General features: G+C 37.2%; 13 protein-coding genes and 1 riboswitch. Of the genes, 11 read left to right on the forward strand and 2 right to left on the reverse strand.

Features of this window, described 5'->3' with window-relative positions:
- Positions 1-2: 2 nt before the first annotated feature.
- From GNP81_RS11705 to GNP81_RS11745, 9 genes are all read left to right on the forward strand, one after another.
- Positions 3-1,208 carry a lipopolysaccharide biosynthesis protein gene (locus GNP81_RS11705; protein ID WP_155674829.1) on the forward strand — a complete coding sequence of 402 codons (1,206 nt, stop codon included), beginning with the start codon at positions 3-5 and terminating at the stop codon, positions 1,206-1,208.
- Positions 1,209-1,210: 2 nt separating this feature from the next.
- The gene (locus GNP81_RS11710; protein WP_155674831.1) at positions 1,211-2,590 is read left to right on the forward strand and encodes a capsular biosynthesis protein; all 1,380 of its coding nucleotides are present in this window, start codon (positions 1,211-1,213) and stop codon (positions 2,588-2,590) included.
- The gene (locus tag GNP81_RS11715) at positions 2,583-3,581 is read left to right on the forward strand and encodes a glycosyltransferase family 2 protein (RefSeq protein WP_155674833.1); all 999 of its coding nucleotides are present in this window, start codon (positions 2,583-2,585) and stop codon (positions 3,579-3,581) included. The genes GNP81_RS11710 and GNP81_RS11715 overlap by 8 nt, the downstream gene beginning before the upstream one ends.
- Complete coding sequence (locus GNP81_RS11720) at positions 3,578-4,783, forward strand: glycosyltransferase family 4 protein (RefSeq protein ID WP_155674835.1); 1,206 nt, start codon at positions 3,578-3,580, stop codon at positions 4,781-4,783. Before GNP81_RS11715 ends, GNP81_RS11720 begins: the two co-directional genes overlap by 4 nt.
- A 4-nt stretch (positions 4,784-4,787) precedes the next feature.
- Positions 4,788-5,921 carry a glycosyltransferase family 4 protein gene (locus tag GNP81_RS11725; RefSeq protein ID WP_155672061.1) on the forward strand — a complete coding sequence of 378 codons (1,134 nt, stop codon included), beginning with the start codon at positions 4,788-4,790 and terminating at the stop codon, positions 5,919-5,921.
- The gene (locus GNP81_RS11730) at positions 5,908-6,312 is read left to right on the forward strand and encodes a hypothetical protein (RefSeq protein ID WP_336495456.1); all 405 of its coding nucleotides are present in this window, start codon (positions 5,908-5,910) and stop codon (positions 6,310-6,312) included. Before GNP81_RS11725 ends, GNP81_RS11730 begins: the two co-directional genes overlap by 14 nt.
- Before the next feature lie 180 nt (positions 6,313-6,492).
- Positions 6,493-7,362 carry a UTP--glucose-1-phosphate uridylyltransferase GalU gene (gene galU / locus GNP81_RS11735; protein WP_005417439.1) on the forward strand — a complete coding sequence of 290 codons (870 nt, stop codon included), beginning with the start codon at positions 6,493-6,495 and terminating at the stop codon, positions 7,360-7,362.
- A 172-nt stretch (positions 7,363-7,534) separates the two neighbouring features.
- Positions 7,535-10,360, forward strand: a complete 2,826-nt coding sequence (gene uvrA, locus GNP81_RS11740) for an excinuclease ABC subunit UvrA (protein WP_155674837.1) — start codon at positions 7,535-7,537, stop codon at positions 10,358-10,360.
- 96 nt (positions 10,361-10,456) lie between these two features.
- Complete coding sequence (locus tag GNP81_RS11745) at positions 10,457-12,217, forward strand: PglL family O-oligosaccharyltransferase (protein ID WP_155674839.1); 1,761 nt, start codon at positions 10,457-10,459, stop codon at positions 12,215-12,217.
- Between the two features lie 51 nt (positions 12,218-12,268).
- Here the strand turns inward: GNP81_RS11745 and GNP81_RS11750 are convergent, their stop codons facing one another.
- A complete protein-coding gene (locus GNP81_RS11750) occupies positions 12,269-13,381 on the reverse strand; it encodes a pyridoxal-phosphate-dependent aminotransferase family protein (protein WP_155674841.1) in 1,113 nt (370 codons plus the stop codon).
- Positions 13,382-13,592: 211 nt separating this feature from the next.
- A riboswitch (Lysine riboswitch) is annotated at positions 13,593-13,767 on the forward strand.
- A 66-nt stretch (positions 13,768-13,833) separates the two neighbouring features.
- On the opposite strand from GNP81_RS11750, the gene lysC reads away from it, so the two are divergent.
- Positions 13,834-15,186, forward strand: a complete 1,353-nt coding sequence (lysC, locus tag GNP81_RS11755; protein ID WP_336495457.1) for a lysine-sensitive aspartokinase 3 — start codon at positions 13,834-13,836, stop codon at positions 15,184-15,186.
- Between the two features lie 66 nt (positions 15,187-15,252).
- Here the strand turns inward: lysC and metH are convergent, their stop codons facing one another.
- Positions 15,253-18,933: a methionine synthase gene (metH, locus tag GNP81_RS11760; protein ID WP_336495458.1), complete on the reverse strand. Its 3,681-nt coding sequence runs from the start codon at positions 18,931-18,933 to the stop codon at positions 15,253-15,255.
- A 182-nt stretch (positions 18,934-19,115) separates the two neighbouring features.
- Between metH and GNP81_RS11765 the strand changes: the two genes are divergently transcribed.
- Positions 19,116-20,393, forward strand: coding sequence for a cation:proton antiporter (locus tag GNP81_RS11765; protein ID WP_155674843.1), 1,278 nt, complete (start codon positions 19,116-19,118; stop codon positions 20,391-20,393).
- The last annotated feature ends 783 nt before the right edge of the window (positions 20,394-21,176 follow it).

The raw sequence follows: 21,176 nt of genomic DNA on the forward strand, positions 1-21,176 counted from the left end.
ATATGAGCTTGCTAAAAAGTATTACTACGATAGCAGGAGCATCAGTGATATCTCAGATCATTGGTGCAATTTCAATTTGGTTGATATCTCATAAATACAATATGTCACAGGTCGGCATTTATGCACTTGTGTACAGTATTGTTTTAATTGGAGCACAAATTTGTACTTTTGCATCACAGTTATTGTTACCAAAGCAAAATGACAATAATTTATCGCAAAATATCGTATTCTCTTTACTCCAGAGTATGCTTATAGCTCTTCCTTACAGCTATATCATGACGCTATTTTTTGAGCAAAATGGATACATACTCTATGTTCTAACATTTTGTCATGCTTGGATTCTTGTATCTGAAAATTTACTACTACGTGTAGAAAAAATCCGTTTATTAGCCTTCCAGCGGATCTCAGTGTCATTATTGGTTATCGGCGCTATATTCTTCACTCCGAATATTGGGTCATTCTATGTTTGTTGGGCTGCAGGATTATTATTCCTTATCTGCGCATGGTTAACCTATTCGGTCTCATTTACTCAAATTTCTATATCTCACTTTTCATTTTCAAATAATTTAGCATTTATTAAAGAAAACCGAGCTCATTTATCAGGGATTGGGAGTGCAGAAGTACTTGCTATGGCTAACAATAACCTACCAACACTATTAATTAACTTTTGGTTTTCTCCATTAACCGCTGGTTATTTTGCTGTAGTTAATCGTTTTTGTTTGGCTCCAGTGACCATTGTTGGCAATGCAGTCAGAAACTCAATTTTTTCTAAGTGGTCAATTGATTTTCGAAATAATACCTTCAACTTTCATGAGTTTAAAAAAGTTCGCTTAATGTTATTGGTATTAGGTCTAATAGCGACCGCTGGTGTATTAATTTTTTATCCTTTAATCATGCAATTAGGTTTTAATGATGAATGGCTAAGCTCGGTACCAACCTCTCGTTATATGCTTCCTTATTTATTACCGGCACTGGCAGTGTGTCCTCTGACAGTCATTGAATTGGTATTTGGTTCACCAAAATATTTCCTTCGCATTCAAATTGAGCAATTACTAGTAATCGTGCTCGCTTTTGTTGTATTCCCTTACTTCCACAAAGATTATGCTTATTCTGTTTTATTATTTGCGGTTCTATCGTTTATTCGTTACGCCTTTATTTATTTAAAAGTAAACAAAAGAGCACACCTTTTAGCTAAGGAAGATGCTTAATAATGAAAATGAATACGGGCTTATATCTTCAAATCTATGCCATATTTACCCTTGTATTTTGCGGCTCGACACAATATTTCACAGGTGTTTCTGCTGTTTTATGGCTGCCGTTTTTGCTCGCTTTCACCATGACGGGGTTATTATTACTACAAGTTCGTTATTCTCCCCTGAATTTAGACCATAAAGAAATGATCATCTTGATACTATTTCTTGGCTTTTTTGGCATAGCATTAGTTAGCACTTACTTACAAAATGGGGTTACGATTACAATTGTAGGTTTAAAGAATGAACTTGCACTCTCATTAATACTGTTTTGTTTATTACTTCGGTTTTGTCGCGAATCACAAATATATAGAGTAACAAAAACACTCTATTGGATTTTCTATGCTCAATTTCCCGTTGTCTTGTATCAAGTGTTTGTTATTTTACCTCAGAGAGTTGCATCTGAAGGTGAATTTGAAAAGTGGGATTCCGTCGTAGGTACCTTTGGCGGCGACCCTATGGGGGGAGGAAATACCGCTGCGATGGGGTTATTCTGTTTATTGATAATGCTATTAAAACTTTCAGAATATAAACATGGTTTAACAACAATAAAATCAACGATTTTACATATTGGTGCCGCGTTCACTCTCTGTATTTTAGGTGAGATTAAATTTGTTATTTTACTCTCCCCTATACTACTAGCTTATGTATGGCTTGCTCCAAGTTATATTAAGGGAATGAAAAGTTATGATATTAAAATTATCTTAGCTATTGTGAGTGGCATGCTACTACTCATGAGTATTGCTATCTTACTGCTTTCTCTTTCTTACTCATCCGCTTTTGGCAGTGATCCAACCAAAGGGCCGTTAGATATATTCATTGATTCATTAGAGTATATTTTTGATCCTAACTACATAATGCCATCAGGTGAACTCGGTCGAATGACCACTATTTTCTTTTGGCTAGAACATAACGATTTATTCGGTTTACCAAGTACGCTATTTGGTTATGGATTAAATACCACAAACCACGGTAGCGCTGTAGCTCCCGGTTTTTTAAATGTGGTTTTTAATGTCATTCTCGATTCAACAGCTCTTAGTGTTCTTTTATGGGAATTAGGCATCATAGGTACGCTTTTTTTCATTTCAATGACAATTTATATTCTTAAGGTCTGTAAACCTACCCCCCTATTTAATCGCAAGGATGTAGCAAAAGAAGACATCAGGTTAATGAGCTATCCACCAGCATTTAACGCATTTGCTATCGGGTGTTTATTAAGCCTTCCATATAGTCAAATATTGATGCTTGTTCCCATGCTTCAATTTCTTTTTTACTTATCATTAGGCTCAAACCTAGTGATCCGAAAATCACTGATCACGGCGGCAGAAAACCATGACTAAACTTCCATTTATCTCAGTCATTATCAAGACTTATAATGAAGAAGCAGGCATAGAGAAAACTATCTCCAGCATCAAAAAAAATATGGGGACATTCCCCCATAAAATTATTGTCGCTGATAGTTTATCTACCGACAAAACTCAAGAGATAGCAACGAAAATGAATACAACCGTTGTTTCTCTAACCGATGCAAATGATCGCTGCTGCGGTGTTGGACATCAACTTGGCTACCTTTATAGCGAAGGTGATTTCCTGCTACTTCTTGATGGTGATATGGAATTGGAATCAGGGTTTATTGAACGAGGTGTATCCTTCTTACTTGAAAACACTCAATATGCAGGCGTTGCGGGCTCTGTAGAAATGGATGATGTTGATAGTTATGAATTTAAATCTCGTAAACAGCGCCTTCATCAAATTTACCCTATCGGTGATTGCTCACATTTAGGTGGTGGTGGTCTTTATCGAAAATCAGCCATTGATGAAATTGGCTATTTAACCAATCGTAATCTTCATGCTTATGAAGAGTCAGAGCTTGGAATGCGTTTAACTCACGCCGGGTATAAATTACATCGACTTAATGTTCCTTATTTTTTCCATACATCATATACCATGTCATCATTAGCATTAATGAAGCACCGCTGGAAAGGCGGCTACCTTTTTGCACCTGGAGAATTAGTGAAAGGTGCTTTTGGAACGCCGTTATTTTCACACGCTCTAAAAACCATTAAGAATGAAGCTATCTTTGCTGTCTATTTACTCATTTTATTCGTTTCATTACTTTCACTTAATCCAATGTTAATTGGAGCGACTTCCTTACCTTTATTCGCTTTCATCGGATTAAAAACAATAAAAAATCGTTCTATTAGAGATGCCCTTCAAAGCGTACTAAATCTTTCAGTCTTTGCAGCAGGATTAATTAGAGGATTATTTATCCCTTTAAAAGACCCAAAAACACCACCACCACATACCGTTATTAATGAGGGTAAAAAATGAAAATTCTATTAGTTAATAAATTCTTCTTTATGAAAGGTGGCGCTGAAACTGTTTATTTCCAAGAGCGAGATATGCTGCTTTCTGAAGGAGTAAAAATCGTCGAATTTTCAATGCAGCATGAAAAAAATATTGAATCCGAATACTCTGATTTTTTTGTTCAGAATGTCGATTATTATCAAGAACAGACCATAAAAGATAAACTCACAACAGCTATTAATTTCATTCATAACAAACAAGCATGTGAAAAGCTGCAAGCTCTATTAGAACAAGAAAAGCCTGATTTAGTACATTTTCATAATATCTATCATCAACTGACACCATCTATTATTAAAGTGGCTAAACAATTTGGCTGTAAAACGGTACTGACTGCTCATGATACTAAAATAGCTTGCCCAAGCTACACTATGTATCGCAATGGCCATACATGTGAAGCCTGTGTTCATGGTTCTGTTTGGAATGCAACTAAGTATCGCTGCCAAGAAGGGTCATTAAGTAAAAGTGTCTTATTATCTTTAGAAGCGATATATCAAAAAATCAGCAAAAATTATCAATACCTAGATGCTATCGTTTCTCCAAGTCGCTTTTTAGGGCGATTCATTCAACAAAAACTGCCACATAACCGCATTGAAGTCATCGTTAATGGTATTGATGAAAACGTTTCTTTAGAGGGAATAAAAGATAGTGGTTACTACCTTTACCTAGGACGATTAAGTCAAGAAAAGGGAGTGCCTACATTAGCAAAAGCTCATCAACTGATGACAGAAAAAGCTAAATTAAAAATCGTTGGAGATGGTCCTGTTTTTAATCAATTAAAAGAAAACTATCCAACCGCAGAGCTACTTGGTTTCAAAAGTGGTGAGGAGCTTTTAACGCTAATTAAAGAAGCTAAAGCCGTGATTGTCCCATCAGAGTGTTATGAAAACTGCTCGATGTCAGTAATAGAAGCTATGTCTTATGGGAAACCAGTTATAGGTTCACAAATTGGTGGGATACCAGAACAAATTCGCGATGGTATAGATGGCTATTTATTTGAAGCAGGCAATGCTCAAGCTCTGGCCGATCAACTGGATTTACTGGTTAAAGAACCAAAGAAAACCATTGAGATGGGAAAAAATGCAAAAGAACGCTTTTTAAGTAAGTACACGCTAACTAAACATAAAAGCGATTTACTAAATCTATATCAAGAACTATTAAAAGGATAATAACATGACAGATAAGATTACCGTCATAGGCACTCGAGGGATCCCTAACGTATTGGGAGGCGTAGAAACTCATTGCCAACATCTTTATCCTGAAATTCATCGTCAATTCAATACTGATATCTGCGTGATTGCTCGCTCACCGTATGTAGATTATAAAACATCTTCATATCAAGGTGTGAAAACTAAAGCCGTTTGGGCTCCTAAGAAAAAATCTCTTGAAGCAATTATTCATTCTACCTTAGCTTCTTTTTCTACTCTTTTTGATAAATCGAAAGTTGTGCACGTACACGCAATAGGGCCAGGGTTAGTCGTTCCTTTATTACGCTTATTAGGAAAAAAAGTAGTTTTTACTCATCATGGTCCAGATTATGATCGCCAAAAATGGGGAGGATTTGCCAAACGTATTCTTCAACTAGGTGAAAAGTTAGCAGCTACTTACGCAAATGAAGTCATTGTTATTTCAGAAGTTATTAATGACATCATCAAAGAAAAATACAATCGCTACGATGCTCATCTTATTTATAATGGTGTAAAACTACCAACACAATTGCCGCAAGAAAAAATTGACTCAGCACTTACTAAGTTTTCACTCACAGCAGGAAACTACTTTGTAGCTGTTGGTCGATTTGTTGAAGAGAAAGGGTTTCATGATCTAATTAACGCTTATCAACAAGCTAACCTTAATATTCCATTAGTTATTATGGGCGATACTGATCACCCAACTCCTTATAGTGAAAAACTCAAACAACAAGCAAGAGATGTTGAGGGAGTTATTCTTACTGGCTTTTTAAAAGGTGAAGAACTGCAAGCCATTTTCTCTCAAGCAAAAACGTTTGTAATGCCGTCATATCACGAAGGTCTGCCAATCGCGTTACTTGAAGCTATGTCTTACTCACTACCTGCGATAGTAAGTAATATTCCTGCTAACTTAGAAGTAAAATTAACTCCAGATACATATTTTCCTGTTGGTGATACCCAAGAGTTAACAAAGCAACTCGTTCAACATGCTAACAATGAGTATTACACAACCAATTATAAATCTTACCTTGAATATTATGATTGGGAGAAAATAGCAACTCAAACTATGGCAGTATATCAAAACGCGTTAACTAAGAAGGCATCAAGTGAACAATCATAAACAACAAAAGTTACTTGAGCATTTCTACTCATCTTTAGATGAGAATGTCATTGATGAGCTCACTGAAGGACAAAAAGAATCTATTGAACGTGCAATTATTGCGACGGGATTAGGTTCAAATAATCGTATTGATATTAGAAAAAGTATTTCTGTTTTTAATAAGCGATACTTTTTTGTTTTCCTGCTTGGTCGAGACTACCGACAACAATTACGTCAAGAATCACCTTTTGCATTATTAATGCTTACCTTTCTTATCTCTATCGGCATTTTTTGTATATTAGGACTGGCTATTTTTGCCCTGTATCTAATCAAATCGGCCTTAGGTATTGATATTTTCCACAATTTCTCATTCGGAGTTTGGGATTGGTTTAAAGAGCTTATGCAGCATTAGTTTTACATCTGATTTTCATGCTTATTAAAGAGAAAATCACATTAATAATGATACGGAGCTCTATTTTTAATGAAAGCACTTCATTTCATGCACCTAAGTCGATAAACTGCGTCGATAATAATGAGGCTCAAAATGAAGCCTCCACTAAATTTTTAAATATTGTCTTTCTAGGACTGAATTATGATCAAAAAATGTTTATTTCCTGCCGCAGGCTACGGCACACGCTTTTTACCAGCAACAAAATCAATGCCAAAAGAAATGATGCCTGTTGTAAACAAGCCTCTTATTGAATACGGTGTTGAAGAAGCAATCAATGCTGGTATGGACGGTATGTGTATTGTTACTGGTCGTGGTAAACATTCTTTAATGGATCACTTTGATAAGAACTACGAATTAGAGCACCAAATCAGTGGTACAAACAAAGAAGAACTTCTTGAAGATGTTCGCGAACTGATTGATTCAGCTCACTTCACTTATATTCGTCAACGTGAAATGAAAGGCTTAGGTCATGCAATTTTAACTGGTCGTGAACTTGTAGGTGATGAACCTTTCGCAGTTGTACTTGCTGATGACCTATGTGTGAACGAAGAACAAGGCGTATTGGCTCAAATGGTTGCTTTATACAAGCAATTCCGTTGTTCTATCGTTGCTGTAGAAGAAGTTCCAGACAACGAAACACACAAATACGGTGTGATTTCTGGTGAAATGATCAAAGATGATTTATACCGTGTTGATAACATGGTAGAAAAACCTGAGCCAGGAACAGCACCAAGCAACTTAGCTATTATTGGTCGTTACATCCTAACTCCTGATATTTTTGAGTTAATCGAGCAGACAGAACCAGGTAAAGGCGGTGAAATTCAAATCACCGATGCTCTACTAAAACAAGCACAATCAGGCTGTGTTTTAGCATATAAATTTAAGGGTAAACGTTTTGACTGTGGCAGCGTTGAAGGTTATATCGAAGCGACAAACCACTGTTATGAAAACATTTATCTAAAAGATAAAAAATCATCAGAATTAGCAAAAAAAGTAACGGGTAAAAAATAACCCCTAATACTTAAATAAATAATAACGCCCTATGTTTAGACATGGGGTGTTTTATTTTTATCTTTCTAATCCACCACCACTACACTGTTTTTTTATCCAGTAAAATACTTTTCTGTTTTCTTACTCTGTGCAATACTTAACCCTTAGTTATTTTTATTGCAGTGAGACTCCCATGGATAAAATTGAAGTTAGAGGGGCCAGAACCCATAACCTAAAAGACATCAGCTTAACTATCCCAAGAGATAAGTTGATTGTAATTACAGGACTTTCAGGTTCAGGTAAGTCTTCTTTAGCCTTTGATACCTTATATGCTGAAGGCCAACGACGTTATGTTGAATCTTTATCAGCGTACGCTCGTCAATTTTTATCTCTAATGGAAAAACCAGATGTAGACCACATTGAAGGTCTCTCTCCTGCCATTTCAATAGAACAAAAGTCCACCTCTCACAACCCTAGATCAACGGTTGGTACTATTACTGAGATCTACGATTATTTACGCCTTCTTTATGCTCGTATTGGTGAGCCTCGTTGCCCCGAGCACCATGTTGAATTAACCGCACAAACTATCAGTCAAATGGTAGACAAAGCATTAGAGCTACCTGAGGGCACAAAACTAATGCTATTGGCACCTATTGTTAAAGAACGTAAAGGTGAACATGTTAAAACCCTTGAAAACCTAGCAGCTCAAGGATTTATTCGTGCACGTATTGATGGTGAAGTTTGCGATCTTTCTGATCCACCAACACTAGAGTTACATAAAAAACACACCATTGAAGTTGTCGTTGATCGCTTTAAGGTTAGGAATGATCTTCAACAACGCCTTGCAGAATCGTTCGAAACCGCTTTGGAATTAACAGGCGGTATTGCCGTTGTCGATTATATGGATGACAGCGAACACGATCCTTTAATCTTCTCTGCGAACTTTGCCTGCCCACATTGTGGTTATAGTATGCAAGAGCTTGAGCCCCGTCTGTTCTCTTTTAATAACCCAGCAGGTGCTTGTGGTACCTGTGATGGGTTAGGCGTACAACAATACTTTGATGCCGATAGAGTCGTTTTAGACGATAAACTAAGTATTGCAGAAGGCGCAATTAAAGGTTGGGATCAAAAAAATTATTACTATTTCCAAATGCTAGGTTCACTTGCTAAACATTATGGTTTTGATTTATTCGCACCATTTAAATCCATTTCAAAGAAATTTCAAAACATAATTCTTAATGGCTCAGGCAGTGAAGAAATTGAATTTCAATACAGTAATGATCGTGGTGATCTACGAGTCAAACGCCATCCATTCGAAGGAATATTAAACACGCTAGATCGCCGCTATAAAGAAACGGAATCAAGTGCTGTTCGAGATGATCTATCCAAATATATTTCAACTCAATCTTGTTCAAGTTGTCACGGTACACGCTTACGTTTAGAGGCGAGAAATGTATTTGTGGGTGATACCACATTGCCTGAAATCTGCGAAATGAGCATTCAAGACTCAATGGCTTTCTTTAGTTCATTGACGTTACAAGGACAAAAAGCACAAATTGCCGATAAAGTAATGAAAGAGATTAACGAACGCCTTCACTTTTTGGTTAATGTTGGCCTTAATTACCTCAATTTATCACGCAGTGCCGATACCTTATCAGGCGGTGAAGCTCAACGTATTCGTTTAGCCAGTCAAATCGGAGCCGGTCTAGTTGGTGTAATGTATGTCCTTGATGAACCATCTATTGGCCTGCATCAGCGAGATAATGAACGCCTACTAAAAACGCTAAATCATCTCCGAGACTTAGGGAATACTGTTATCGTAGTAGAGCATGATGAAGATGCTATTCGCAGTGCCGATCATATTATTGATATTGGCCCAGGAGCAGGGGTTCATGGTGGCCATATTGTTGCCGAAGGTGATTATGAAGCCATCATTTCAAATCCAGAATCATTAACTGGCCAATATTTAAATGGAACAAAAGAAATAGCGGTACCAAATGAGCGTGTTAAAGCCGATCCGAAGAAACAAGTAGAACTTATTGGAGCCACAGGAAACAACTTAAAGAACGTGACATTAAAACTGCCCGTGGGATTGTTTACGTGTATCACGGGGGTTTCAGGTTCAGGTAAATCAACCTTAATCAATGATACTTTCTTTAAAATTGCTCATACTCAATTAAACGGTGCCACCACATCAGAACCAGCTCCGTATAAAAAAATTAAAGGTATCGAACATTTTGATAAAGTTATCGATATTGATCAAAGTCCAATTGGACGAACACCTCGTTCAAATCCAGCAACTTATACTGGTATTTTCACACCTATACGTGAACTATTCTCTGGAACACCAGAATCACGCTCTCGTGGTTATAAACCAGGCCGATTTAGCTTTAACGTTCGAGGTGGACGTTGTGAAGCGTGCCAAGGTGATGGTGTTATTAAAGTAGAAATGCACTTCTTGCCAGACGTTTATGTTCCATGTGATGTTTGTGCAGGTAAGCGATATAACCGTGAGACATTAGAAGTAAAATACAAAGGAAAGAGTATTGATGAAGTCCTTCAAATGACCATTGAAGATGCTCATACCTTCTTTGAGCCAGTTCCTGTTATTGCTCGTAAACTACAAACCTTAATGGACGTTGGCCTCTCTTATATTCGTTTAGGTCAGGCTGCGACGACTCTTTCGGGCGGTGAGGCTCAACGTGTAAAACTAGCAAGAGAGCTTTCAAAACGAGATACAGGTAAAACACTGTATATCCTTGATGAACCAACAACAGGTCTTCATTTTCATGATATACAACAATTATTAACAGTTCTTCATCGTCTACGTGAACGAGGCAATACAATCGTCGTAATTGAGCATAACTTGGATGTAGTGAAAACAGCTGACTGGATTGTTGATTTAGGTCCAGAAGGCGGTCAAGGCGGTGGTGAGATAATAGCAGAAGGAACTCCTGAAGATGTTGCACAAGTTGAAGGCTCTCATACGGCACGCTTCTTAAAACCGATGCTAAAATAACGTAACTCAGCAGAAAGTCCGCACTTTCACCTATGGATAAGATAGAATAAGGCCAACATTTTTGTTGGCTTTATTACATAAGGAAATAGTTGGAAAATGGCGACGCTCTTAACTCAAGGCACCCTATTAGAAGCAAAAAAAGTCAAAAAGCCTCTAACCAAATCTTTTTTACTCAGCCTTACTATTCTTTTCTTTTTTTGTGCTCACTTTTTTCAGCCAAATCCTGGTGGTTCAGGCCTTCACCTTGCATTTAATGCCGCTTCTTGGATCCCTGCGAGTGTCGCCATTGCCATCGCTCTTTTTCATATAGCAAAGCAAGGCATACTTAAATTTTCAACATTAAGCATCGTACTATTCATCTCGGTATGTTTATTATCAATTCCGTTACTTTATCAAGAGGCGTCCCCACACCTTGCTATCGGGAAATTTTTAGGTCTATGGGCTGGATTACTCTTTTTTATCACCCTACAACAGTTTTCATTTTCAAATAAACAGAAGCAATGGTTGTTATGGTGCATCATTGGTTCGGTTCTTATTGAAACTCTATTTGGTTATATTCAATATCTTTTTTTAGAAGCAGGGAATTCATTTGGTTATAACGTAATAGCAAATCGCCCTTATGGTATTTTCCAACAACCCAATGTTATGGCGAGCTTTCTCGTAACAGGTTTGGCCATTGCCTCTTATTTCCTTGCAAGACAACCTATAAAGTATCGAGAAAATATCATTGCATTAACCTTACTCTACGCAACAATCATATTCACTCTACCTTTAATTGTTGTTTTAGCTTCTCGTACTGGTTGGTTATCAGCGACTTTTAGTTTAGTTCTGCTTGTTCCTTATATGTGGAAATACTGCACTAAACCGCGTTTTATTTCTTGGCTGTTAGCGCTAGTAATTGGTTTTAGTGGAAGCTTTGCTCTACTCGATGTATCCAAAAATGATGATATTTCAAAGGTATCACTTGCTAGCCAAAAAGCGGATTTAGATAGTCCAAGAAGATACACCTTCCCCCAAGCTCTAGATATGTTTTTAGAAAAACCCGTCACAGGTTATGGTTACGGTAATTACGAAGCTGAATACATTCTTTATACAGCGAAACAACATCAATTATCTTCTGACTACAAACCGGGTCTACCTTCAATGGATCACCCTCATAACGAGATCTTATACTGGGGAGTTGAAGGTGGTATTGTCGCTATTTTAGGTTTATTACTTGCCGCTGGCGGTGTCTTAGCCAAAATACGACGCAGCAAACTGGATACTCAATTTGCTCTACTCGCTTTAATTGCACCCATCTTTATTCATAGCCAATTAGAATACCCTTTTTATCATTCAATGATTCATTGGTTTACTTTTATCACTCTTTTATTTTGGATTGACCAATTAAGCTGTAAATACAAAAAATATCGAATCAGTGACATCAGTAAAATCACCCTACGTGTAAGTTCATTAGTGTTACCGATTGTGACTGGTTTTTACATGCTATCGACGCTACATACAAACTGGGTATTAACTCAATTTGAAACCACAAAACCAATGAATCCAGAGATTTTAAGTCGAGTAACCAACCCTGTTGTGTGGGAGGATAGGTTCAATTGGGACGTACTTTCAACACAATTAAAAATCGGCATTATTAATAAAAAACCAGAGCTAATTAAACCCTATATTGAGTGGTCACAAGAATTAATAAAAACCAAACCAAGACCTGCTTTTTATCAAAACTTAATCATTGCTTATCAAGCGTTGGGAGATGAAAAAAGAGCGGAAGATATAAGAAGAGAAGCCATATTCCTCTTCCCAAAAAGTAAATTTGAATCCGTACAACTCGATGAGAAATTACGGATGACTAACTAAAAACGATTAGCATAAACAGCCACGAAATTAAGTGGCTGTTTTATTTAATATTTACTTTAAAACATCAGATAATGCTTTTAAACACAATGCGACATTCTCTTTTTTTGCTGCGTATCCCATAAGACCAATACGCCATGCCTTACCAGCAAGCTCACCTAAACCAGCACCGATCTCTAAATTATATTCCTCTAACAACAACTCTCTAACTTGAGTATCAGAAATACCTTCAGGTATATATACGGCATTCAATTGTGGTAAACGATACTCTTCATCAACAATAAATTTAATCCCTAACGCTTCAAGGCCTCGTTTTAACTCTTGATGATAATCAGCATGACGTTGCCAAGCCTTCTCAATTCCTTCATTCTTAAGCATTAATAGTGATTCATGCAAAGCGTATAAACTGTTTACTGGCGCAGTATGGTGATAACTACGTTTTCCTTCTCCACTCCAGTACCCAAGAACTAAACTCTGATCTAAAAACCAACTTTGTACTACCGAGGATCTCGATTTCATTTTAGCGACAGCTTTATCTGAAAATGTGACTGGAGATAAACCTGGAGTACAAGAAAGGCATTTTTGAGAACCTGAATAAACCGCATCCAATTGCCATTCATCGACTAACAGAGGAACGCCACCTAACGAGGTAACCGCATCCACAATGGTTAAACAATTATATTGTCTCGCAATTTGTGCAATCGCTTTTGCGTCACTAAGAACCCCAGTAGATGTCTCTGCATGTACAAAAGCAACAACACTAATATCGGGATTTTTTTCTAATGCTTGTGTCACTTTATCTAAGGATACAGGCTCCCCCCACTTATCATCAATAACAATAGGAGTACCACCACAGCGCTCTACATTTTGTCGCATTCGTTCACCAAATACGCCATTACGACATACTAATACTTTCTCGCCTTCTTCAACTAAATTAACAAAACACGTTTCCATCCCTGCGCTACCTGGAGCTGAAACCGCAATAGTAAAATCATTTTTAGTTTGAAATGCGTACTTGAGTAACTCTTTTACTTCATCCATCATTTTAATAAATAATGGATCAAGATGACCAATAGTTGGACGACTTAATGCCTGTAAAACTTGAGGAGAAATGTCAGAAGGACCAGGTCCCATAAGGGTTCTTTTCGGTGGTATAAAACTTTGCATTATAAACTCCTATCAATATGAGGTGATTAAAGAATAGACATAAGAAAAATTAAACTCAATTAGACTATTTGATTAGAGTGACTTAATTACGAAAAATAGCCCTATAAAGCTACTTTTTACCTAAAACAAAAGAAAAGCAAAAAAAGCATTACCAACAATTGACATTTGATTCATAAAAAAGCACATTATTGAAACGTATTTCATTTTGGAAATATAAAGAAGAGGAGCATTACCTAGGTAGCTTAATTTGTGGAGCCCAAACTCCAACACAAATTAGTGAGGGAGAGTAATGCCGAGATGATCCTATTGGGAGTAGGATTGTCGGTCGTTTAGGCTGAATCCTAACGATTGTCACTTAATTTATTAAGTGAAGAGCTTCTAGCAAACCACTCTTATTGCTATCGCTTCTTCACATTTATTTTTTACACTGGATGTAGTCGGGAGACAGGATAGTGAACCCTATTAATGTTGCCAAATTTGGCGGTACTAGCGTTGCAAATTTCGAAGCAATGACGAAAAGTGCAAGTGTCATTGAACAAAATCCAAATACTCACCTTGTAGTGATTAGCGCCTGCTCTGGTGTGACTAATCTTCTTGTTGAACTTGCTAATGGCGTTCAAGATAATCACAGAAAAAAAGCAATTCTTGAAGAATTAAAAACCATTCATTTTTCTGTATTAGATCAGCTCGCAGATCCACTTATTCCAGAGCGAGCTATCTTAGATATATTGGATGATATTGAAAAAACAGCAGAAACGGCAGCATCTCAATCAAATGATAAATTAACAGATCATCTAGTCTCTTGTGGTGAGCTCATGTCTACTCACTTATTCACTCAATTACTCATTGAGCGAGGAAACCCTGCAATACGTTTTGATATTCGCACTGTTTTACGCACTGATTCTCGTTTTGGAAAAGGTGAACCACAACTTCATGATATATCTCGTTTAGCTCAAGAAAAACTGACTCCTCTTTGTCAGCAACAGATTGTGGTAACTCAAGGGTTTATTGGTTCTGATAGCGAAGGAAATACAACAACTTTGGGTCGTGGTGGCAGTGACTATAGTGCTGCACTGATTGCTGAGTCTGTAGATGCATGCGGATTAGAAATCTGGACAGATGTACCAGGGATTTATACCACGGATCCTCGCATTGCTCCCAAAGCATCACCGATTCCAGAAATTAGCTTTAGCGAAGCCTCTGAAATGGCAAATTACGGTGCAAAGATCTTACACCCATCAACACTTCTCCCTGCGCTTCGTCATCAAATTCCTGTTTTTGTTGGTTCATCAAAAGAACCTGAAAAAGGAGGGACTTGGATTAAAGAAAAAGTTGATAGTACTCCTTTATTTAGGGCGCTAACCCTTCGTTGTAACCAAACGATGGTAACACTACATAGCCCAAGTATGTTCCATGCATATGGCTTCTTAGCTGAAGTTTTCAAGATTTTAGCTAAATACCAAATTTCTGTAGATTTAATTACAACTTCAGAAGTAAGCGTTGCTCTTACTTTAGATCAAACAAACACCAATGGTAAAGCTCCAGAGCTTCCACTTGAAGCACAACAAGAATTAGAAGAGTTATGTACTGTTGAAGTTGAACATAATCTTTGTTTAATCGCATTAATAGGTAACAAAATGAGCCATTCAAAAGGCTCAGCAAAACGAGTGTTTGGTACTTTAGAGGAGTTTAATTTACGTATGATTTGTTATGGTGCGAGTCAACATAACTTATGTTTCTTACTTCATGAGTCTGAATCTAAACAAGCCGTTAAAATCTTGCACAAAGAACTTTTTGAACAATAAGTGATACATACAAAAATGCCCATTACATTTAATGGGCATTTTTTAGTTTAAAAGGTCAGTTCACTATTAATTCAAATTTGGACCTAACCACTTCTCAGCTTCAAGCATATTCCAACCTTTACGATCGGCATAGCTTTCGGCTTGATCTTGCTGAATCTGAGCAATCGCAAAATAACGAGAATCCGGATGTGAAAAATACATTCCTGACACAGATGCACCGGGCCACATTGCATAGCTTGATGTTAAAGACATTCCAATAGATTCTTCAACATTCATTAGCTCCCATAAAGCCCCTTTTTCTGTATGTTCAGGACAAGCTGGGTAACCAGGAGCAGGACGAATACCTTGGTATTTCTCACGGATTAAATCGTCATTTGAAAGTGTCTCATTAGGAGAGTAACCCCAAATTTCTTTACGTACTTTTTCATGTAAATATTCAGCAAAGGCTTCAGCTAAACGATCAGCCACCGCTTGAATCATGATAGCGTTATAATCATCACCATTTGCTTTATATTCATCGGCTAGTTCACGCTCACCAATACCACCAGTTACAGCAAAACCACCGATCCAATCATTTTTATCCGACTCTTTGGGTGCTATGTAATCTGATAAACAGTAGTTAAAACCTTTCGGCTTCTCCGTTTGTTGTCGCAAATTGTGAAGTACTTTTGCAACTTTAGTGCGTGATTCATCAGTATAAACTTCAATATCATCACCAACACTAGAGGCTGGAAATAGCGCACACATTCCACGGGCTTTAAGTAACCCTTCTTTTTCAACTCGATCTAATAGATCATTTGCATCTTTAAATAATCGTTTAGCTTCTTCACCTACTTCTTCATGCTCTAAGATCTTTGGGTATTTCCCAACAAGAGACCAAGTCATAAAAAATGGGGTCCAATCAATATAATTACGCAATGTTGAAACATCAAAGTCATCAAATATATGTACACCAGGCTTTAGTGGGACAGGAGGTGTATAAGAAGCCCAATCAATAGCAACTTTATTCGCTCGTGCAGCCTCTAAAGTTACTGGCTTAGTTCGCGGTTGTTTACGACTATGCTGCTCCCTAACTCGTTCGTAATCAATATCTAGCTTCTCAACAAAAGAAGGTTTTAGTTCATTTGAAAGTAATGAAGTACATACACCTACAGCTCGAGAAGCATTATTAACGTACACAACAGGTTGAGAATAGTTTTGCTCAATTTTTACCGCTGTATGTGCTTTTGAAGTTGTTGCTCCACCAATCAATAATGGTAAATCAAACCCTTGTCGTTCCATCTCTTTAGCAACATGGACCATTTCATCTAATGATGGGGTTATTAATCCAGATAAACCAATGATGTCTACATTTTCTTCTTTGGCTACTTTCAAGATAGTTTCACAAGAGACCATGACACCAAGATCAATTATTTCATAGTTATTGCACTGTAAAACCACACCAACGATATTCTTACCAATATCATGAACATCACCTTTTACCGTTGCTAAAAGTATTTTACCGTTTGTTGCTCCAACTTCTTTAGACGCATTAATAAACGGTTCTAAATGAGCAACAGCTTGTTTCATTACACGAGCAGACTTTACTACTTGAGGAAGGAACATTTTTCCTTCACCAAAAAGATCACCGACGACGTTCATTCCGTCCATCAATGGCCCTTCAATTACTTCTATTGGCTTTTCTGCATTGATTCGTGCTTCTTCTGTATCTTCGACAATAAACTCTGTTATCCCCTTCACTAGAGAATGTTCAAGACGTTTTTCAACAGGCCAATCACGCCACTCTAAAGCTGATTTATCTTCAACTTTACCAACAGCTCGTTCTAAATACTCAGTTGCAATATCAAGTAAACGTTCCGTAGAATCATCTCTACGATTCAGTACTACATCTTCAACCGCTTCACGCAAATCTTCTGGTACGTTATCGTATATTTCCAACTGTCCTGCATTTACGATACCCATATCCATACCATTTTTAAAACAGTGATATAAAAATACGGCATGGATAGCTTCACGAACGTAGTTATTTCCACGGAAAGAAAAAGAGACATTAGAAACACCACCTGAAATCATTGCATGAGGAAGCGTTCGCTTTATATCACCAACGGCTTCAATAAAGTCTACTGCATAGTTATTATGTTCATCGATACCTGTAGCAACCGCAAAAATATTAGGATCAAAAATAATATCTTCGGGTGGGAAGCCAACTTCATCAACTAAAATATTGTAGGCATTGGTACAAATTTCAATTTTACGCTCACGAGTGTCAGCTTGGCCGACTTCATCAAAAGCCATAACGATCACTGCAGCACCATAGCGACGTATTAACTTGGCTTGATGTACAAACTTTTCTTTACCTTCCTTTAAAGAGATTGAATTAACTATCCCCTTACCTTGAATACACTTTAATCCAGCTTCAATTACTTCCCATTTAGAAGAATCAACCATCACTGGAACTTTAGATATTTCAGGTTCTGATGCACAAAGATTTAAAAAACGAACCATACATGCTTCGGCATCAAGCATGCCTTCATCCATGTTGATATCGATAATTTGAGCACCATTTTCCACTTGCTCTTGAGCAACACTTAGTGCTTCGTCATAAAGCTCTTCTTTAATTAAGCGTTTAAAACGTGCAGAGCCAGTAACATTTGTACGTTCACCAACATTAATAAACAAAGACTCTTTTTCTATTGTTAAAGGCTCTAACCCGGAAAGACGACAAGCGACGGGTAATTCAGGTAATTGTCGAGGTTTCACACCTTCAACAACTAAAGCCATTTGACGAATATGTTCAGGAGTGGTGCCACAACACCCACCAATAAGATTTAAAAATCCGCTGCTTGCCCATTCCGCAACATGCTCAGCCATATCTTCGGGAGATAAATCATACTCACCAAATGCATTAGGTAAACCAGCGTTTGGGTGCGCAGAAACATAACATTCAGAAATACGTGAAAGCTCGCTTACATATTCACGTAATTCATCAGGACCAAGTGCACAGTTAAGACCAAAAGAAATAGGTTTTACATGTCTTAATGCATTATAAAAAGCTTCTGTTGTTTGTCCCGATAAGGTTCTTCCTGATGCGTCAGTAATTGTCCCTGAAATCATAACGGGCAAAGTAATATCAAGTTCTTCAAAAACAGACTCGACAGCAAAAGAACACGCTTTGGCATTTAATGTATCAAAAATAGTTTCGATAAGAATAAGATCTGAGCCACCTCTAATAAGTGCGCGAGTTGACTCTGAATAAGCTTCCACTAATTCATCAAACGATACATTACGAAAGCCAGGGTCATTTACGTCTGGAGAGATAGAACAGGTTCGGTTTGTTGGTCCAAGCACTCCTGCTACATAACGAGGTTTGTTTGGTGTCTTTTCTGTCCATTTATCTGCAACTTCACGAGCAAGCTTTGCTGCTTCAAAGTTAATCTCTTCACTAAGGCTTTCCATATCATAATCAGCCATAGCAATAGTTGTTGCATTAAAAGTATTAGTTTCAAGGATATCAGCACCAGCTTCCAAATAGGCTTCGTGTATATCTCTTATAATTTGTGGTTGTGAAAGAACTAATAAATCATTGTTACCTTTAAGATCACAATGCCATTTATTAAAACGTTCCCCTCTATAATCTTCCTCTTCAAATTTATAACCTTGAATCATGGTGCCCATACCACCATCAATCAATAAAATTCGCTCTGAAAGTTGCTTTTCTATTTGTACTTTTATTTTGCTTCCTGCCACGGTACAACCTCATCCATAATACGTTTCTGTTACAATCCTATCACACATTTTATAGAAATCTAGACGTCTAAAAGCATTTTTATTTCAACAAAATGAAAATAAAATTTGATATTTATCAAATAGAGCGGAAAATGATATAAATCACACTTTGTTACATTAAATAAAAATCTAGAGGTTAAGCAATGTCCGTATATAACACACTCTGCTTTCTCGCAGCGGCTGCAATGTTAATCGCATTTTTCAATAGTAAAATTGGAAAAATGCAAACAACCATTGCTATTACTGCAGGTTCCATGATGCTTTCATTAGGCATTATCATTGCCGGTCAAAATAACTGGTTTAACCTTAGGGAAGTAGCAACTGAGACGTTAACAGATATTAACTTTGAAGATTTTTTATTGAAAGGTATTTTAGGTTTTCTTCTTTTTGCTGGTGGCTTAGGTATTAAATTACAAAATTTAAAAGATCAGAAATGGGAAATAACAGTTCTCGCATTAGGTGCTACGCTGTTTTCAACCTTCTTTATCGGTTTTGTTTTATGGGCAATTTGTAATGTTATTGGGGTTAATTTAGATCTTATTTACTGCTTACTATTTGGCGCATTAATCTCACCAACTGACCCAATAGCCGTTCTTGCTATCGTTAAAAAGATGAATGCTCCACAAAGAATCTCAACTCAAATTGAAGGCGAATCATTATTCAACGATGGTTTTGGCCTTGTCATTTTTGTAACGCTCTTCACTATTGCCTTTGGTAATGAAACACCGACAGTAGGAAGTGTAACGGCATTATTCTTCCAAGAAGCCATTGGTGGCATCGCTTATGGGTTTGTTTTAGGCCTTGTATTCCATTACCTGATTAGCTCAACTAATGATCACTCAATGGAACTGTTATTAACGATAGGAATACCAACCGCTGGTTATGCTCTTGCGGAAGTGCTTCATGTCTCAGGCCCATTAGCAATGGTTGTCTCAGGTATTATGATTGGTAACTGGACTCGATTCATTGGCTTCTCGAAAGAGAGTGAAGACCATTTAGATCACTTCTGGGAACTGGTTGATGAGTTTTTAAATGGTGTACTATTCTTATTGATTGGTATGTCCATGTTATTATTTCAATTCCACCAAGAAGACTGGGTATTAATGGCGATATCTATTCCGTTAGTACTAGTAAGCCGTTATTTGAGCGTATTCATCTCTTATATTGGATTTAACCGATTCAGAACTTACAATCCATTATCTGTACGTATTTTAACTTGGGGCGGATTACGAGGCGGTTTAGCATTAGCAATGGCACTAGCTATTCCCGCAGGGATTATGGTAATTCCTGAAAAAAATATAGATGTAAGGGAAATTATTCTAGTTATGACTTATTCCGTCGTTGTTTTTTCAATCTTAGTGCAAGGTTCAACAATTACTCCTATGATTGATAAGGCTAAGAAGCTGGAAAAAGAAATGTAAAAGTTGAAATTAACAGAGGTACTTACTTTTAGTGCCTCTTTTTATACCCCCTGCCTCTCAGATCATCAATATAAAAGAATTGATATTCTAATATTCAAACGTCAACAACATTAAACCGATAATATCTTCCAAAAGCCATATATCTAATTCTGAATTCAACCGTTATAAATTAAAATTACTAACTAGAGCTTTTAAAACAGCTCCAACTATCTAACATTTCATGTTCCTTCATTTCAATCTATATCGTTCTAAAAAATTAATCTTTAATTAGAGCTTCTTCAAATAAGTGGCTACGTTAACGAGACTTTCTATCAACCTTGAAAGCGACACGTCCTCCGACGTGACTGACCGCTAAGCTCTCCAATAAAAAGTCTAACCAACTGAGCTACCACTTCACAATGTCTACTTTCACTCATCCATTTTTTACATCTGTAGCTACGTTAACGGGACTTTCTATCAACCTTGAAAGTGACACGTTCCCCGACGTGACTGGCCGCTAAGCTCTCCAATAAAAGCCTAACCAACTGAACTACCACTTCGCAGTGTCTACTTTCACTCATCCATTTCCCACAAACGTAAAAAAGCCCTAATCTTTCGATTAGGGCTTTTTTAAATAAGTGACTACGTTAACGGGACTTGCTATCAACCTTGAAAGCGAGACGTCCTCTGGCGTAACTGGCCGCTAAGCTCTCCAATAAAAAGCCTAACCAACTGAACTACCACTTCGCAGTGTCTATACTTTCACTCATCCATTTTCTACAAACGTAAAAAAGCCCTAATCTT

Origin of the sequence: Aliivibrio fischeri (assembly GCF_009727955.1) — a bacterium.
GTDB classification, from domain to species: domain Bacteria; phylum Pseudomonadota; class Gammaproteobacteria; order Enterobacterales; family Vibrionaceae; genus Aliivibrio; species Aliivibrio fischeri_A.

Excerpts from the sequence above, each read along its gene's own strand:
- GNP81_RS11705 (WP_155674829.1), top strand. The coding sequence starts at position 3 with ATGAGCTTGCTAAAAAGTATTACTACGATAGCAGGAGCATCAGTGATA.
- GNP81_RS11710 (WP_155674831.1), top strand. The coding sequence starts at position 1,211 with ATGAAAATGAATACGGGCTTATATCTTCAAATCTATGCCATATTTACC.
- GNP81_RS11715 (WP_155674833.1), top strand. The coding sequence starts at position 2,583 with ATGACTAAACTTCCATTTATCTCAGTCATTATCAAGACTTATAATGAA.
- GNP81_RS11720 (WP_155674835.1), top strand. The coding sequence starts at position 3,578 with ATGAAAATTCTATTAGTTAATAAATTCTTCTTTATGAAAGGTGGCGCT.
- GNP81_RS11725 (WP_155672061.1), top strand. The coding sequence starts at position 4,788 with ATGACAGATAAGATTACCGTCATAGGCACTCGAGGGATCCCTAACGTA.
- galU (WP_005417439.1), top strand. The coding sequence starts at position 6,493 with ATGATCAAAAAATGTTTATTTCCTGCCGCAGGCTACGGCACACGCTTT.
- uvrA (WP_155674837.1), top strand. The coding sequence starts at position 7,535 with ATGGATAAAATTGAAGTTAGAGGGGCCAGAACCCATAACCTAAAAGAC.
- GNP81_RS11745 (WP_155674839.1), top strand. The coding sequence starts at position 10,457 with ATGGCGACGCTCTTAACTCAAGGCACCCTATTAGAAGCAAAAAAAGTC.
- GNP81_RS11750 (WP_155674841.1), bottom strand. The coding sequence starts at position 13,381 with ATGCAAAGTTTTATACCACCGAAAAGAACCCTTATGGGACCTGGTCCT.
- GNP81_RS11765 (WP_155674843.1), top strand. The coding sequence starts at position 19,116 with ATGTCCGTATATAACACACTCTGCTTTCTCGCAGCGGCTGCAATGTTA.